The organism is Nostoc sp. (assembly GCF_036917655.1).
Taxonomy (GTDB): Bacteria; Cyanobacteriota; Cyanobacteriia; order Cyanobacteriales; family Nostocaceae; genus Nostoc.
This window is the reverse complement of record NZ_JBALCY010000082.1, coordinates 23,820-38,270: the sequence shown is the minus strand read 5'-3', so window position 1 is coordinate 38,270 and position 14,451 is coordinate 23,820. Positions and strand designations below refer to the sequence as shown.

Below are 14,451 nucleotides of genomic sequence, written 5' to 3'. Positions count from 1 at the left end.
CAAAAGAGCGTTAATCTTGTATTAAGCTTGTTAGGCTTTTTTACTTGATGTTAGACAATAATGCTACAAATCGTGTTCCGCAAATATCACCATAACTGTTATGCGAGTTTTTAATTCTTCCCCACCCTCAGAGGCTCAGACGCGCACCCGAATTTTACAGGCAGCACAAAGGTTGTTCGCCGCTCAGGGATTTGACGGCACTACTACCCGCGACTTAGCACAGACAGCGGGTGTAGCTGAAGGCACTCTATTTCGTTATTTTCCTAACAAAAAGGCAATTTTAGTGGAAGTAGCCACGAGTGGCTGGGTAGAGATTCTTACAGATTTGCTGACAGAATTAAGTGAAATGGGCAGCTATAAAGCCGTAGCTCAGGTGATGCGTCGCCGGATGTGGAACTTCCAAAAAAATGCCGATTTAATGCGCGTTTGTTTTATGGAGGTGCAATTTCACCCAGATTTGCGCGATCGCATCCAATTAGAAGTGATTACCAAAATGACCGACGTGGGCGAAGCATTCTTTCAAACAGCGATGGATAAAGGCATTTATCGCAAAACGGACGCAAAGCTAGTTGCTAAAGTCTTCTTGGGAATGTTTGCGATCGCAGGTTTTTCTAACAATACCCTCATTGAACCTGACGCTTCCCCCCAACAAATGCAAGAAATGGCAGAAGGACTCGCTGATATCTTCCTTAATGGAGTCTTGGTTAAAGAGTGAGGAGTTATGAATTATGAGTTATGAGTTATGAGTTATGAGTTATGAATTATGAATTATGAGTTTTAACTCCAAACTCCAAACTCCAAACTTTTAACTCTCAACTCCTAACTCCTAACTCCTAACTTTTAACTTTTAACTCCTAACTCCTAACTTTTAACTCCAACCTCCTAACTTTTAACTAATGATGGCTTGCGCTTGCTGACTCCACTGTTGTACTAGTTCAATCGCTGGACACAAATCTCGTCGCTGCATTGTTGCTACTTGCAAGCGCATAATTTGTTGATGTAATCTGTGAGTTGGAGTTTGAGCTAACTGCACTACAGAACCAATACCCGCATGAAGCAATAAACCACAATATTGTGTCCCTACACTGGGAATACGCGCCAAGTCAGCCAAAGCTATCCATTTATTTACATACTGAAGATGAATTTGTAGTTTATTGGCTAACGCTAGTCTTTCCTCTAGAGTTTTTCCTTGTTTGACTAGCGCTACTGTGCTAGTAATGCCACAATTTTGCAGTTGAGATTGTTCCTCGTGGCTCAGTCCAGGTAATTCCTCGATTGGCCAGTCACGAGATTGCATCGGACTTCTACTATCTTTGTGTTTAGCAGACATTTTTGAAATTAAAATATAGGTTTGTTTAAATATTGTGACAGTTGCTTCTTTGCAAAAGTACTCTCTTGCGGTTTAGTATTTGTATTGTTTTGCCATTTTAACTAAACCTCTTACAATGCGATTGTATCGGCTGACAATGCGATTGCATCGCCTGACAATGCAATTGTATCAACTGACAATGCAATTGTATCAACTGACAATGCAATTGTATCGCCTGACAATAGCATTGTATGAACTAATAATTTCATTGCATCGCCTGACAATGCGATTGTATCGGCTGATAATGCGATTGTATCGGCTGACAATGCGATTGCATCGACTTACAAAAATTAAGTTAAAAGGGCGGTTAGAAACTGCGTCTACACGAGGCTTTACCCACCTCCGTGGGTTTCAAACACCCAATTTTTCCTTAGTCCGCGGAGGCGGACTTCTCTGCGAGACGCTGCGCGAACGTTTGTGTAGCCGCGAATTGTATTCGCCCTGGCTCTAAGTTGATACTTAAAATGGGTGGAAAATACTTCAAATCTAGCTCGTTCATAGTGGATTGCAAAAAGCTCATGACTCCGATTCCGAAAAGCGCAGCCCAGTTGTATGAAACAGACTTTGTAGGATGGACAGAACAGACTGTACAACTCATTCGTGCTGGACAATTTGGACAAGTAGACTGGGATGCTGTGATTGAGGAGATTGAAAGCTTAGGAAGGTCTGATCGGCGGGAGTTGAAAAGCCGCTTGGAAGTATTATTACAGCATTTGCTCAAGTGGCAACATCAGTCTAGTTTGCGGAGTGGCTCCTGGCAAAATACAATTGATGAGCAACGCAACCGAATTGCAGATTTGCTGCAAGAGAGTCCCAGCCTCAAGTCCTATCCAGAAGAAGTTTTAGCCCAGTGCTACGATCGCGGATTGAAAGCTGCTATTAATGAAATTGAACTACCAATAAATACGTTTCCAGTCGAGTGTCCTGATCTCATTGCCCAAGTTCTTGATGCTGAGTTTTTGCCGGATGCGATTAATTAGTAATATAGATTTATGCGGTAATTAACTCACCTCGCATAACAGTTACGGCTTGTCCGCCAAGAAAGACGCGATCGCCTCCTGTATAGCGTACTTTTACCACCCCACCGCGACTGGATGCTTGATAAGCCAAAAACTCATCTTTGTGCAAGCGATCGCGCCAGAAGGCAGCAAGGCAACAATGGGCAGCGCCAGTAACGGGGTCTTCATTAATACCTAAACTTGGTGCAAAGAAGCGAGAGATGAAATCATAATTTGGATCAGAGTGCGTAAGGCTAGTAACTATAACATTAGAAACAGGCAACGTTTTTAGTAGTTGAAAATTAGGCTGCATTTGCCGCACCAAATCTTCCGATTCCAATTCCACTAAATAACCTAGTGAATTCTGCAAGACAGATTTGTCCGGTACACCCAAAGCCTCCCTAAGTTCTGGAGGAGCGATCGTTTCTTGTGAGTGATTCACAGGAAAATCTAACTCAATCCACTCACCTTGCAACTTAGCAATCAGCACTCCGCTTTTGGTGGAGAAACGCGCAACTTCATTCGGTGACAAATGCCCTTCTGACCAAAGTACATGGGCACTAGCTAAAGTTGCATGACCACAAAGCGGTACTTCCACTGTGGGCGTAAACCAACGCAGATTAAAGCCATCATCCTGTTTAACTAGAAAAGCCGTCTCAGATAAATTCATCTCCTGCGCCACGTTCTGCATCCAGCGTTCATCTTGGGAAGTAGGCAAAACACAGACAGCAGCAGGATTACCTGCGAAAGGTGTATTGGTGAAAGCATCAACCTGAGTAATAATTTGTCCCATTAGAGTCACCTTGAAAGTTAAACAGCAATATATTTCTCAGGAGGGCGTTAAAGATTTATGCCGACCGTTACCATTATTCTGAGGCGGCGTATCGTTCGGAGGGTAACAGCCATGCTACCAAAGCGCGTGTTATATCCAAATCAGAACCGCCATATACAGTACCTGATAAATTAGGAATACAATCTCCAAAAACTAGGGTCAATGTTAAAGCAAAACGGAAACATGAGGATAAAAATCTTCAGAAGCATCTTTGCTGCTGTCAACTTAGCGCTAATTTCTGGAGGATTAGTTAGTTGTGTTGTTGAGGTACCGCAGCGACTTGCTCCACCTGAGCTACAAAAACCAGTCGTACAACCTAACCAACAGCCTAAGCAGACTAACCAGAAGGACAAAGATGACAACGACAAACATCACGATCGCAAGGATGATAAAAACGATGACGATAAAGAAGATAACGACTAAATAAAGGCAGAACTATCACCTTTATCCTTTTCTTTGAGTTTCCATTTATGCTTATCCAACAAACTTCTACTTCCCTCGTCGATACTTTACGCCTGCGACGGCAACAACTAGCTAACCTGATTGATTTTCCCGTAATTCTGTGGTCAGGTAGCAACAGTCCGCGCAACTTTTCAGCAAATTCCTTTCCGTTTCGCGCTAGCAGTCATTTTCTCTATTTTGCCGGACTGCCATTATCAAAGGCAGCAATTCGTCTAGAAGCGGGCAAGCTAGAACTATTCATCGACGACCCCTCACCCAGCAGCGCCCTTTGGCATGGACAAATGCCAACGCGCGACGAAATAGCCCAGAAGATTGGGGCGGATGTGGCTCGACCAATGGCAGAATTAGAGTCTTGGGTAGAAGATGCCGCCACACTTGCTGTACAAGATGCAGCTACTTGGACGCAGCAGACGCAGCTATTAAATAGATGGGTTTTACCACAAAGTCTTCCCGAAGGAATTGACTTGGAGTTAGCCAAGGCGATCGCTTCTCTCCGCCTCATCCATGATGAAGCTGCATTAATCCAGTTGCGAAAAGCTGCGGCTGTCACTGTTGAAGCGCACAAAGCTGGGATGGCCGCAACACCTCAAGCGAAGTTGGAAGCAGAAGTTCGGGCAGCGATGGAAGGGGTAATTATTGCCCACAATATGACTACCTCCTACAACAGTATTGTCACCGTTCACGGCGAAGTTTTGCATAACGAACACTATCACCACCCTCTACAACCAGGTGACTTACTGCTTGCCGATGTTGGTGCTGAAACTGAGATGGGTTGGGCAGGTGATGTAACTCGCACGTGGCCAGTTTCTGGGAAGTTTTCATCGACCCAGAGAGATATTTATCATGTCGTACTAGCAGCCCATGATGCTTGCATTGCTAAAATTCACCCTGGTGTAGAGTATGGGGATATTCATTTGCTAGCTGCCACAGTTATAGCTGAAGGTTTAGTAGAGTTAGGCATTTTACAAGGAAATCCCCAAGATTTAGTAGAAATGGATGCCCACGCGCTGTTTTTCCCTCATGGTATCGGTCATCTACTGGGTTTAGATGTCCATGATATGGAAGATTTGGGCGATTTAGCTGGGTATGAAGAGGGACGGGAAAGGAGCGATCGCTTTGGTTTAGGCTACCTCCGTTTAAATCGTCCATTGCGGAGAGGAATGTTAGTCACAATTGAACCTGGCTTTTATCAAGTACCAGCAATTTTAAATAATGTTCAACTGCGCTCAAAATATCAGAATGTAGTGAATTGGCAACGTTTATCTGAATTTGCCGATGTGCGCGGAATTCGCATCGAAGATGATGTTTTAGTTACTGAAGTAGGCAGCGAAGTTTTAACAGCCGCATTACCGAACGATGCCGATACTATAGAAAATTTAGTAGGTTGTTAATCTGTCCATCATGCCTTGCTAAGTAAACACATAGGATGTTACCTCATGATCAAAAACCCCATAGGATTACTACTGGGCGGAGTTATTGTCAGTTTAGGACTATTGCCATTATTAGCTCAAGCACAGCAATCGGTTTCTAATACCCAAGTTGCGGCGATGGTAGAGGCGTTGCGACGGGCTGCACCGCAGACAAAAAATCCCAACGATGGATATTACAGTGAATGGCAAGTTAAACCAGAAACCCTCAAAGGCTGGACAAGAACTTGTTTGAAACGAGAATTAACACCGACGCAGTTTGAAAACAGCCCTGCGATCGCCCGCCAAGTTGTATCCTGTATCACGCGCCGGGAGTTAACCAATCAGTTCCGCGCCACCAACAATAATGAAATTGCATCTGTGCGTGGCGCAGCTTGTTGGTGGATGACTGGTAACTATACAGGTTGTGACAAAGGTTTCACTGCTGACTATGTGCAAAAAGTTGTCCGTTTTTACCAACAACAGCGTGCAAAACCAGCAGCAACTCAATCATAAGAGTGCGATTACAGCAGTATTTATGGCAGAGTAAACTTATTTTGCAATCCTGTAAATATTTTCAGCGTCATGCTACGTGCTACTATGATTGCTCTAAATTACTAGATTGACCTTTGATGTAGCCGAGCATTTAATTTCACACATCACGCTCAACTCGTAAATCCAGCAAGATTCTTAACAAAGAGGCATCGCGTTCATCATCAGTGTTAGAGTACTGGGCTGGATCTCGATTTACCTGAACTTCAGCAATCTTTACGTTTTCTCCAACTACCTCAAAACGCACTTTGAAAATGCACAAACCAGTCCAACTACGATGCAAGTATACCCAAGGAGCCTCATAGAAAATGAACCACTTATCTTCCATCTGCTCTGGAATTACTCCAGCAGTAATTCGGTCGAATTCTTCCTGTGAGTAAAGTTTTTCTACCGTTATATTTGTGGATGTAGAAGGCATTGGTTCTGTTTTCCAATCATTTCGTTGGGTTATTCGCATAGTTTTGGTTTAATTCTATAGTTTTATATGTCAATACGCTTGGGTTAAGGATAGTTGTAGGTTGGGTTGAACGTTCGCGAACAGCGTCCCGTAGGGAAGTGAAACCCAACCTACGCTGGTTTTGGTTTTTGGCTTTAACCCAAGCGTATTGTTTTATATGTAACTCCTGATTACGAAAGCTATGTTCTGCTTCTGCTGTCACTTTATTTCACTAAGAAATAGCGCATTAGGAATTTACTCAGATAGGTGCAAAATGTAAGTTTACATAACAGCTGATTACAGCATGTTGCATAATTGTTTCACTTTCTCTGTTACCCAATCGACACGATCCTTTCCCCAAAATCTTTCGCCTTCCACTACCCAAGTTGGGACTCCGGGACAGCCAAATTGCTCGTATTCTGCCAAAGCTGCCACTGCTGCTTGTTTAGCTGCTTCACTGTGGATTAACTAAAGAATGCGATCGCCATTCAGCCCAACATCATTTGCCACTTTCCGAATCACAGACTCATCGTTAACATCAAGGAGGTCGATGTACGTCGCTCGAAAGAAAGCGGCATCAAGCAGATGCTCCTTCCCAGTTCCACAAGCAGCGTAATACGCTCTCGCGGTCAGTTCTTCCCGACCAAACTTCATTTTCTCCCAACGCTTGACCCACCTACCAAATTCTTCATACTCCTTGAGCCGAATTTCAATTTACGAATTAGCGATCGCGAGTATTCAAGCATCGGAGTCCCAATGCCCAATGCCCCATGCCCAATAAAGCTAAGTATCTGGTTGCTACAGTCGCGGTGAAAAATACTAAGCTGGTAGATAGCACGTTAAAACTTTAGCGGAAATTCCGAATCGCATTCATCGGCGGTTTAGAATTCTCCATTGGCGAACTACCTGTAATTACATTATGTTTGATGCTCTATCTGACCGTTTAGAATCCGCCTGGAAAAAACTGCGGGGACAGGACAAAATTTCTCAATCCAACATTCAAGATGCATTGCGCGAAGTGCGCCGCGCCTTGTTGGAGGCAGATGTCAATCTCCAGGTAGTCAAAGATTTTATTAGCGAAGTCGAAGCCAAAGCACAGGGAGCCGAGGTGATTACCGGCGTGCGACCTGACCAACAGTTCATCAAAATTGTTCACGATGAACTGGTGCAAGTGATGGGAGAAGAAAATGTTCCCATCGCAGAAGCCAAGGAACAGCCTACCATTGTGTTAATGGCTGGGTTGCAAGGTACTGGTAAAACCACAGCTACCGCTAAGTTAGCCTTACATCTGAGAAAATTAGATCGTAGCTGCTTGTTGGTGGCGACAGACGTATATCGCCCAGCAGCGATCGACCAGTTGGTGACGTTGGGTAAGCAAATTGACGTACCAGTATTTGAACTAGGAAGCGACGCAGATCCCGTAGAAATTGCTCGACAGGGTGTAGAACGCGCTAGGGCAGAAGGTGTAAACACAGTCATTATTGATACTGCTGGTCGCCTGCAAATTGACAAAGAAATGATGGCGGAATTAGCCCGCATCAAAGCAACTGTCCAACCCCATGAAACTCTGTTGGTGGTGGACGCGATGACTGGTCAAGAGGCAGCCAATCTTACCCGCACCTTCCATGAGCAGATCGGGATTACTGGGGCGATTCTCACCAAGTTGGATGGTGATAGCCGTGGTGGTGCAGCGTTGTCAGTGCGAAAGATTTCGGGAGCGCCGATTAAGTTTGTGGGCGTGGGTGAGAAAGTTGAGGCACTGCAACCGTTTTATCCCGATCGCATGGCATCGCGGATTCTGGGAATGGGCGATGTTCTCACCTTGGTAGAAAAAGCCCAGGAAGAGTTTGACTTAGCAGATGCTGAGAAAATGCAGGAGAAAATCCTGTCAGCGAAGTTTGACTTTACTGACTTTCTCAAGCAGTTGCGGATGCTGAAGAATATGGGATCTCTGGGAGGCTTGATCAAGATGATTCCAGGGATGAACAAGCTCTCAGATGATCAACTCAAGCAGGGAGAAACCCAGCTGAAGCGCTGTGAGGCGATGATTAATTCCATGACTCGCCAAGAACGCCACGACCCCGATTTATTAGCCAGTTCTCCCAGTCGGCGGCGGCGGATTGCTTCTGGCTCCGGCTATAGAGAGTCAGATGTCACTAAACTGGTGGGTGATTTCCAAAAAATGCGATCGCTCATGCAGCAAATGGGTCAAGGTGGCTTCCCTGGAATGCCGGGAATGTTCGGCGGGGGCGGTATGGGTAACGCCTTCGCAGGTGCAGGCAATCGTCCCGCAGCCCCCGGATGGCGAGGTTATGGTGGTGACGCCCCAGGCACCAAAAAGAAAAAGAAAGAGAAAAAGAAAAAAGGCTTTGGTAATCTTTAGCCATTGGGCATTGGGCACTTGTACTGAGCGAACGCGAGTGCGTCTCGTAGAGAAGCATGGGGCATGGGGCATTGGGCATTGGTAATTTGCAAATGACTAATGACTAATGACTAATGACTAATAGCAGCAAACGCTAGGTCAGTGCTAAAATTAGCATTTCAGCATAATTACCAACAGGAGAATGATTCTTCAACCATGATCAAACTGCGCTTGAAGCGATTCGGTAAAAAGCGGGAAGCAAGTTACCGCATTGTCGCTATTAACAACCTCGCTCGCCGCGATGGTCGTCCCCTAGAAGAGTTAGGATTTTACAACCCCAGAACCGATGAAGTGCGACTAGACGTTCCCGGCATCGTCAAGCGACTACAACAAGGCGCTCAACCCACTGACACCGTCCGTCGCATTTTAGTAAAAGCCAATGTTTTTGAACAGGTCAGTGCAACAGCCGCATCATAATTTCGGAACAATATCCCCAACAGCTAGTCCCAACTATCTTGGGCTGGTTCAGTTTTTGGTGCAGCCGTTTTTGGAATCTCCAGAGACTTTAAGCGTCGATTGTGAAATTTCTCAGGCCCTCAACCGGGTTTGGGTTCGCATCGCCTTTGAAAGCACAGATAAAGGAAAAGTGTTTGGTCGAGGGGGACGCAATATTCAGGCGATTCGTACAGTAATTGCCGCAGCCGCCGCCGCAGTTGGGCAATCAGTATACCTGGATATCTACGGCAGCACCACGCCGGGCCGTGAGGGTATGTCTTTTGATGAAGAGACAGAAGAGCGATCGCCACCGCCGACTAGGAGAGAACCGCGTGGAAATGATGGGCCTAGACCCATTGTTAAACCCCGCCTCCGCTAGGTTAAAACTAGAGAGCAAGTCTGAGCGGTTGTGCTTACCTCCGCTCAGAATTTTTGTAAAGATGGAAAGTAGCAAAAAGATTTTTGAATCTTTTTTTAGACTCTTCACCAGTAGGGGCGTACAGCTATACGCCCCTACAGCCAATTAATTTGTTGCAAAGATTTTTCTAAAATGTAAGTAAAAAAACGTAATTTCGCCTTTGGCGAGAAAATATTAACCTTTGTCAAAAATAGATCCTCACCAATTAAGAAATACTATGGCAGATGCCTTAACAATTCAGCTGCCGAATATTCCCAGTGCGATCGCTCTTGCGGGAGATGGAGAAGAAAATCTCAAAATCCTATCTCGGCAAACAGGAGCCACTTTAGTGCTACGCGGACAGGAATTAGTGATTTCTGGTACTGACGGGCAAATTGATCTGGCTTCTCGATTAGTGCGATCGCTTGAAGACCTCTGGATTAAAGGCAATGCCATCTCCAGTGCCGATATTTTAACAGCTCGTCAAGCCATAGATAGCGATCGGCAAGGGGAACTGCAAGATTTACAGCGAGATGTCCTCGCCAAAAGTCGTCGGGGTGAAGAAGTCCGTGCCAAAACTTTTCGCCAGCGTCAATATATCGACGCACTCCGTAGGCGTGACCTCACCTTTGGGATTGGGCCTGCTGGTACCGGCAAGACTTATCTCGCTGTTGTTGTTGCCGTGCAAGCACTCCTTGCTAACCAGTTTGAAAAGCTAATTTTAACTCGCCCTGCCGTAGAAGCCGGTGAAAAACTTGGTTTTTTACCTGGAGACTTACAGCAGAAAGTTAATCCCTATCTTCGCCCACTTTACGATGCTATTTATGAATTCATCGACCCAGAAAAAATACCCAGTTTGATGGAACGCGGTGTGATTGAAGTCGCACCACTCGCCTATATGCGGGGACGCACGCTCAATAACGCCTTTGTAATTGTGGATGAAGCTCAAAATACTACACCCGCTCAGATGAAAATGGTTTTGACTCGTTTGGGTTTCCGTTCTCGGATGGTAATTACAGGCGACATGACACAAACTGATTTACCACTTCACCAACAATCGGGTTTAGGAGTAGCTTTACAAATTTTAAAACACGTTGAAGGCATTGCCTTTTGCGAATTTTCCCAAAAAGATGTCGTGCGCCATCCTCTAGTTCAGCGCATTGTCGCTGCTTATGAACAATACGAAAAATAGGTATTGGGCATGGGGCATTGGGCATTAACAAATAACAAAGGATAACAATTTATGAGTACTACTTTGAAAGAATTTTTAGCAGCTTGCGAGACTTTGGGAACTTTGCGTTTAATTGTCACTAGCAGCGCTGCTGTCTTAGAAGCAAGGGGTAAGCTAGAAAAGTTATTTTATGCAGAATTGCCCAAAGGTAAGTACGCGAATATGCACACCGAAGGCTTTGAGTTTCATTTGAATATGGACAAAATTATTCAGGTGAAATTTGAAACAGGTGAAGCGAAGAGAGGCAATTTTACAACCTATGCTATCCGGTTTTTAGATGATAAACACGAGCCTGCTTTAAGCCTATTTTTGCAATGGGGTAAACCGGGAGAATATGAATCAGGTCAGGTGGAAACTTGGCAAGCTTTACGGGAGCAATATGGGGATATTTGGCAACCTTTACCAGCAGAAATTTAATATAGCTAAACTGATAGGGGTGGAGGAAATCGGATATCTGCACTGAACTGATCCACATTAACGCTGCGATGAATCGGTAAAACATATTCTAAATTTTCGTGGGGGCGGGGAATAATATGATAAGAAATTACCTCGCCGCCGTTAACTCGCAGAACCGCCTTTAGTGCTGCTGTCACCGCCACATTCACCTCGCCCACAACCCCCCGAACTAACACGGTAATTCGTCCTAAATCAGTATTTTCATAACCAACAAGGGTGACACGGGCAGCTTTACACATAGCATCTCCCGCTTCTACTGCTGTGGGAACCCCATAAACTTCAATCATGCCTAATGCCAATGTCATGCTGTTACCATAATTTGGGATTGTGGGGTTAAGTATCTTTAACTATGTCGGCTCCTTGTGATGGTAAATTAGTGACTAAACGATATTCTGTGGGTGAATAGCTAGCAGAATAATACACAATAGCTTAAGTGCATTATTATCTCATAAATTAAGTAAATTGGCGCAAATAAACTGAATTATCCAAAAAAAAGTAAAACTCTGTGGTTAGTTTATAGTAAGCGCTTGAGCGTTAAACCACTTACTATAAACTTTTAATTTTTTACAAAAACTTACTTAATTTTTAATCGATAAATACAAAACTGCTAATGCGTACAATGAAGGTAATTTGGAGTTTTTGCTTGCTGATTTTATTCCTATTGTGGAGTGGCGAAGCTCTTGCAGGAGAGTTGTCTGAACGGTTAGCAAATTTTCCCCAATGGGAAAAATTAACTTCAGTGCAATCGGCTTCGGGTGATTTAATTTACCCTGAATGGATGGCTGGTTCTTGGCAAGTTACGAGTACGTTGGTAGATTTGGTTGCGCCTTTAGCACCAGATATCGTAACTCCAGGGTTTGAAGGTAATCGCCGACAATTAAATCAGCCTGTGAGTTTTATAGTAAGATTTGTGAAAGAGCAACTACATGTAGCCGGGTTAAAAATATTTCCTCAGATAGATAAAAAATCACCAATTTTAGTAGCAGATAGAGCGTTTAATAGCTTGAATTTGGCTAGAGCTTATTTAGGGGATGAAGCAGTGTTATTAGTCAAAGTAGATCCAGATTCAGCTAATCGTCAGATTACATTTTTGCGTAACAGTCGCCAACTAGTTTCCATTGTGACTGCACGGGCTACAGAAACTACCCCATCAGGCAATTTCATCACAACAGAAGTTTTTCAACAACTATTCAAAGGCGGTTCACGCCCCTATTTAAACTCTGTAGAATCTACCACAGCTTATCATAAACTTCCAACAGCTAATCCGGCGATTGAGGCAAATCAAGTTACTGCTGTCTATCTTTCACCCCAAGATCCAGATTACTTTAAAGCTGGTTCTCGACCAGTTGCCCTCTATCGCTATCGTCTAGAATTTGTCCCTGCACAAATGCCTAGTACTCCAAAGGAGTGATTTAAACTTATAGCCCTTGACTAGTCTGTATTACGGTTGTAGTATATAAATTCCAAGCTTCCGATCGCGCTCTTGGACGGTGTGCATCATGGCCAAATTTCAAGATATTGTCAATTACTTTCGCTCTGACTGGAAGCTGAGTCTTTTCAGTATTACAGCATCTAGCATTTACGAAATTATTGATTTGGTTGTTCCTTATGCGATCGGGCAGATTTTAAATGTTTTGTCTAGTCAACCTTTGGATAAACCACTTCAAAGTGCGATCGCAACTTTTTCCAATATCATCAATTACCCAGTTAATAAATCTCTATCTTTGGGTGTATTACTGGGTTTAGTTTTCGTTGTCACCGTAGTGAGAGCGCCAACCCAATCTTGGATGACTGGTTGGTTTCACTGGGATATAGCTTTAAGATCGCGTCGAGAGAAAACTGAAGCAGCCATCGCCAAAATTCTTACTCTCCCACTGGAATTTTATGATGAAAATAACCCCGGACGCATTGCAGGAAGAATAGCTAGAGGTGTTGAGAACCACACTTGGGCATATCCCGAAATCGCCGGACAGTTGATTCCTAAACTGGCTCGTGTACTGGGAATTTTTGTGTTTATTTTGGTGATTGAGTGGCGAATTGCGATTTTATATCTAATTTCCTTTGTAATTATTCTCAGCTTCAGCTTGAAGAATTTACAGCAATTGATTAGGTACGAAAGTCGTCTGAATAAATATGCAGAGAACACCGAAAGCCGCAATTCTGAACTGATCACCAATATCAAAACGGTGAAAGCATTTGCTACAGAAGCTAGGGAACATAAACGGCAAAAGCAACGTTTAAATCGTGAACTAACGGTGCTTAATTATCGCATCCACAAAGGTTATACGAAACTGGGTACTTGGCAAAGAACCGTAATTCAGTTTTGTGTGTTTACAATTCTGGGTTTGACTTTAGCAGCAACAGTAAATGGGAGAATTTCTCTCGGTCACTTTGTCATGACCTTAACTCTTTCTAGCATGGCATATGCCGAATTACAACCTATTAGCACTTTGGCAGAAGTTTTTGCCCGTCGTTATTCTTCTATGCTGCGATTTCATGAATTTCTCCAAGAGCCAACTACACCTGATTCAGCTAGTCTTTTAGAAGAGAGCAACCAGACAGAATCACCTTATAAATTTACTGGAAAAGTTGAGTTGTCGCACCTCAGTTTTGGATATGATACCAACCGTCAAGTTTTGCAAGATATCAACTTGTTGATTGAGCCATACCAAACAGTGGCATTAGTGGGGCGTTCCGGTTCTGGTAAGTCTACTTTAGTGAAATTGCTGTTGCGATATTTTGAACCTCAATCAGGTCAAATTCTGATTGATGGTCAAGATATTCGCACTTTGGATGTGGGTAAGTATAGACGGAGATTAGCGATCGTTCACCAAGAAGTAGACGTTTTTAACGGTACTATATTGGATAATCTCACCTACGGTAGACCGGATGCCAGTTTGGAGCAGGTTCAAGAAGCCTGTAGAATTGCGAGAGTCGATGAAGTAGTGCAGCACTTACCCCAAGGTTATTACACCGTCGTGGGGGAACGAGGCGTCAGGTTATCTGGAGGACAAAGACAACGCTTGGGAATTGCCAGGGCGTTGCTAGTGGAACCAGATGTGCTGGTTTTTGACGAAGCCACCTCTAGTTTAGATTATGAGTCTGAGCGTTCGATTCAGCTAGCGATGCGATCGATTCAGGGTACTTGCACCACCATTATCATTGCCCACCGTCTAAGCACAGTGCGGGAAGCAGATAAAATTGTAGTTCTGGAGCAAGGAAAGATTGTAGAAGTGGGTAGCCATGATGAACTCTTGCGTCACGAAGGCATTTACCGCCGCTTGCACTCCCTGCAAGAAACAGGAGAACTCCTGAGTTAGGGGACATAGACATTTTGGATTTTGGATTTTGGATTTTGGATTTTGGATTGACCCCATGAATCAATCTGCTTGAGTGAACTACTCAGACTTGCCTAAGGCTGAAGTCGTAGCTCTCCCAATTCATCGGCAATAGCC

At 44.1% G+C, this 14,451-nt stretch carries 20 protein-coding genes; 12 read left to right on the top strand and 8 right to left on the bottom strand.

Annotation, left to right across the window (positions count from 1 at the left end):
* Positions 1-100 precede the first annotated feature (100 nt).
* The gene (locus V7K30_RS31260; protein ID WP_335006068.1) at positions 101-715 is read left to right on the top strand and encodes a TetR/AcrR family transcriptional regulator; all 615 of its coding nucleotides are present in this window, start codon (positions 101-103) and stop codon (positions 713-715) included.
* Positions 716-889: 174 nt separating this feature from the next.
* Here V7K30_RS31260 and V7K30_RS31255 read toward each other — a convergent pair whose 3' ends face one another.
* The gene (locus V7K30_RS31255) at positions 890-1,330 is read right to left on the bottom strand and encodes a DUF4332 domain-containing protein (protein WP_335006066.1); all 441 of its coding nucleotides are present in this window, start codon (positions 1,328-1,330) and stop codon (positions 890-892) included.
* A 110-nt stretch (positions 1,331-1,440) separates the two neighbouring features.
* The gene (locus V7K30_RS31250; RefSeq protein ID WP_335006064.1) at positions 1,441-1,635 is read right to left on the bottom strand and encodes a hypothetical protein; all 195 of its coding nucleotides are present in this window, start codon (positions 1,633-1,635) and stop codon (positions 1,441-1,443) included.
* A gap of 252 nt (positions 1,636-1,887) precedes the next feature.
* On the opposite strand from V7K30_RS31250, the gene V7K30_RS31245 reads away from it, so the two are divergent.
* Positions 1,888-2,349 carry a DUF29 domain-containing protein gene (locus tag V7K30_RS31245; RefSeq protein WP_335006063.1) on the top strand — a complete coding sequence of 154 codons (462 nt, stop codon included), beginning with the start codon at positions 1,888-1,890 and terminating at the stop codon, positions 2,347-2,349.
* Positions 2,350-2,359: 10 nt separating this feature from the next.
* On the opposite strand, the gene V7K30_RS31240 is transcribed toward V7K30_RS31245, so the two are convergent.
* Both V7K30_RS31240 and V7K30_RS31235 read right to left on the bottom strand, forming a co-directional pair.
* The gene (locus V7K30_RS31240; protein WP_335006061.1) at positions 2,360-3,160 is read right to left on the bottom strand and encodes a PhzF family phenazine biosynthesis protein; all 801 of its coding nucleotides are present in this window, start codon (positions 3,158-3,160) and stop codon (positions 2,360-2,362) included.
* 73 nt (positions 3,161-3,233) lie between these two features.
* Positions 3,234-3,362: a hypothetical protein gene (locus tag V7K30_RS31235; RefSeq protein ID WP_335006059.1), complete on the bottom strand. Its 129-nt coding sequence runs from the start codon at positions 3,360-3,362 to the stop codon at positions 3,234-3,236.
* A gap of 20 nt (positions 3,363-3,382) precedes the next feature.
* Between V7K30_RS31235 and V7K30_RS31230 the strand changes: the two genes are divergently transcribed.
* From V7K30_RS31230 to V7K30_RS31220, 3 genes are read left to right on the top strand one after another with little or no spacing between them, the layout of a single operon-like run.
* A complete protein-coding gene (locus tag V7K30_RS31230; protein WP_335006057.1) occupies positions 3,383-3,622 on the top strand; it encodes a hypothetical protein in 240 nt (79 codons plus the stop codon).
* Between the two features lie 47 nt (positions 3,623-3,669).
* Positions 3,670-5,052 carry an aminopeptidase P family protein gene (locus V7K30_RS31225; protein ID WP_335006055.1) on the top strand — a complete coding sequence of 461 codons (1,383 nt, stop codon included), beginning with the start codon at positions 3,670-3,672 and terminating at the stop codon, positions 5,050-5,052.
* Between the two features lie 45 nt (positions 5,053-5,097).
* Positions 5,098-5,583 (top strand): hypothetical protein, encoded by a 486-nt coding sequence (locus V7K30_RS31220; protein ID WP_335006053.1) that lies wholly within the window; start codon positions 5,098-5,100, stop codon positions 5,581-5,583.
* A gap of 136 nt (positions 5,584-5,719) precedes the next feature.
* Here V7K30_RS31220 and V7K30_RS31215 read toward each other — a convergent pair whose 3' ends face one another.
* From V7K30_RS31215 to V7K30_RS31205, 3 genes are all read right to left on the bottom strand, one after another.
* A complete protein-coding gene (locus V7K30_RS31215; protein ID WP_335006051.1) occupies positions 5,720-6,076 on the bottom strand; it encodes a hypothetical protein in 357 nt (118 codons plus the stop codon).
* Between the two features lie 276 nt (positions 6,077-6,352).
* Entirely contained in the window at positions 6,353-6,520 is a 168-nt protein-coding gene (locus tag V7K30_RS31210) for a DsbA family protein (protein ID WP_335006123.1), read from the bottom strand.
* Between the two features lie 3 nt (positions 6,521-6,523).
* A complete protein-coding gene (locus V7K30_RS31205) occupies positions 6,524-6,709 on the bottom strand; it encodes a hypothetical protein (RefSeq protein ID WP_335006049.1) in 186 nt (61 codons plus the stop codon).
* A 265-nt stretch (positions 6,710-6,974) separates the two neighbouring features.
* Here V7K30_RS31205 and ffh point away from each other — a divergent pair, with 265 nt between their 5' ends.
* The 5 genes from ffh to V7K30_RS31180 all read left to right on the top strand — a co-directional run bounded on the left by ffh (position 6,975) and on the right by V7K30_RS31180 (position 10,957).
* Complete coding sequence (gene ffh, locus V7K30_RS31200; protein WP_335006047.1) at positions 6,975-8,438, top strand: signal recognition particle protein; 1,464 nt, start codon at positions 6,975-6,977, stop codon at positions 8,436-8,438.
* Positions 8,439-8,633: 195 nt separating this feature from the next.
* The gene (gene rpsP, locus V7K30_RS31195) at positions 8,634-8,894 is read left to right on the top strand and encodes a 30S ribosomal protein S16 (RefSeq protein ID WP_012409382.1); all 261 of its coding nucleotides are present in this window, start codon (positions 8,634-8,636) and stop codon (positions 8,892-8,894) included.
* Entirely contained in the window at positions 8,857-9,291 is a 435-nt protein-coding gene (locus V7K30_RS31190) for a KH domain-containing protein (protein ID WP_335006045.1), read from the top strand. Before rpsP ends, V7K30_RS31190 begins: the two co-directional genes overlap by 38 nt.
* Before the next feature lie 256 nt (positions 9,292-9,547).
* Positions 9,548-10,501: a PhoH family protein gene (locus V7K30_RS31185; RefSeq protein ID WP_335006043.1), complete on the top strand. Its 954-nt coding sequence runs from the start codon at positions 9,548-9,550 to the stop codon at positions 10,499-10,501.
* A gap of 51 nt (positions 10,502-10,552) precedes the next feature.
* Positions 10,553-10,957, top strand: a complete 405-nt coding sequence (locus V7K30_RS31180) for a ChuX/HutX family heme-like substrate-binding protein (RefSeq protein ID WP_335006041.1) — start codon at positions 10,553-10,555, stop codon at positions 10,955-10,957.
* A 5-nt stretch (positions 10,958-10,962) separates the two neighbouring features.
* Here V7K30_RS31180 and V7K30_RS31175 read toward each other — a convergent pair whose 3' ends face one another.
* On the bottom strand, positions 10,963-11,301 hold the full coding sequence (locus tag V7K30_RS31175) for a carbon dioxide-concentrating mechanism protein CcmK (RefSeq protein ID WP_335006039.1): 339 nt from the start codon (positions 11,299-11,301) through the stop codon (positions 10,963-10,965).
* A gap of 305 nt (positions 11,302-11,606) precedes the next feature.
* On the opposite strand from V7K30_RS31175, the gene V7K30_RS31170 reads away from it, so the two are divergent.
* Positions 11,607-12,407 carry a DUF6816 family protein gene (locus V7K30_RS31170; RefSeq protein ID WP_335006037.1) on the top strand — a complete coding sequence of 267 codons (801 nt, stop codon included), beginning with the start codon at positions 11,607-11,609 and terminating at the stop codon, positions 12,405-12,407.
* Between the two features lie 88 nt (positions 12,408-12,495).
* Positions 12,496-14,316 carry an ABC transporter ATP-binding protein gene (locus V7K30_RS31165; RefSeq protein WP_335006035.1) on the top strand — a complete coding sequence of 607 codons (1,821 nt, stop codon included), beginning with the start codon at positions 12,496-12,498 and terminating at the stop codon, positions 14,314-14,316.
* Positions 14,317-14,451: the final 135 nt, after the last annotated feature.

Bases quoted from the DNA above. Each gene is read 5' to 3' on its own strand.
- V7K30_RS31170 (WP_335006037.1), top strand. From the start codon at position 11,607: ATGCGTACAATGAAGGTAATTTGGAGTTTTTGCTTGCTGATTTTATTC.
- V7K30_RS31245 (WP_335006063.1), top strand. From the start codon at position 1,888: ATGACTCCGATTCCGAAAAGCGCAGCCCAGTTGTATGAAACAGACTTT.
- V7K30_RS31175 (WP_335006039.1), bottom strand. From the start codon at position 11,301: ATGACATTGGCATTAGGCATGATTGAAGTTTATGGGGTTCCCACAGCA.
- rpsP (WP_012409382.1), top strand. From the start codon at position 8,634: ATGATCAAACTGCGCTTGAAGCGATTCGGTAAAAAGCGGGAAGCAAGT.
- V7K30_RS31180 (WP_335006041.1), top strand. From the start codon at position 10,553: ATGAGTACTACTTTGAAAGAATTTTTAGCAGCTTGCGAGACTTTGGGA.
- V7K30_RS31165 (WP_335006035.1), top strand. From the start codon at position 12,496: ATGGCCAAATTTCAAGATATTGTCAATTACTTTCGCTCTGACTGGAAG.
- V7K30_RS31190 (WP_335006045.1), top strand. From the start codon at position 8,857: ATGTTTTTGAACAGGTCAGTGCAACAGCCGCATCATAATTTCGGAACA.
- V7K30_RS31225 (WP_335006055.1), top strand. From the start codon at position 3,670: ATGCTTATCCAACAAACTTCTACTTCCCTCGTCGATACTTTACGCCTG.
- V7K30_RS31260 (WP_335006068.1), top strand. From the start codon at position 101: ATGCGAGTTTTTAATTCTTCCCCACCCTCAGAGGCTCAGACGCGCACC.
- V7K30_RS31240 (WP_335006061.1), bottom strand. From the start codon at position 3,160: ATGGGACAAATTATTACTCAGGTTGATGCTTTCACCAATACACCTTTC.
- ffh (WP_335006047.1), top strand. From the start codon at position 6,975: ATGTTTGATGCTCTATCTGACCGTTTAGAATCCGCCTGGAAAAAACTG.
- V7K30_RS31220 (WP_335006053.1), top strand. From the start codon at position 5,098: ATGATCAAAAACCCCATAGGATTACTACTGGGCGGAGTTATTGTCAGT.
- V7K30_RS31230 (WP_335006057.1), top strand. From the start codon at position 3,383: ATGAGGATAAAAATCTTCAGAAGCATCTTTGCTGCTGTCAACTTAGCG.
- V7K30_RS31205 (WP_335006049.1), bottom strand. From the start codon at position 6,709: ATGAAGTTTGGTCGGGAAGAACTGACCGCGAGAGCGTATTACGCTGCT.
- V7K30_RS31185 (WP_335006043.1), top strand. From the start codon at position 9,548: ATGGCAGATGCCTTAACAATTCAGCTGCCGAATATTCCCAGTGCGATC.
- V7K30_RS31215 (WP_335006051.1), bottom strand. From the start codon at position 6,076: ATGCGAATAACCCAACGAAATGATTGGAAAACAGAACCAATGCCTTCT.
- V7K30_RS31255 (WP_335006066.1), bottom strand. From the start codon at position 1,330: ATGTCTGCTAAACACAAAGATAGTAGAAGTCCGATGCAATCTCGTGAC.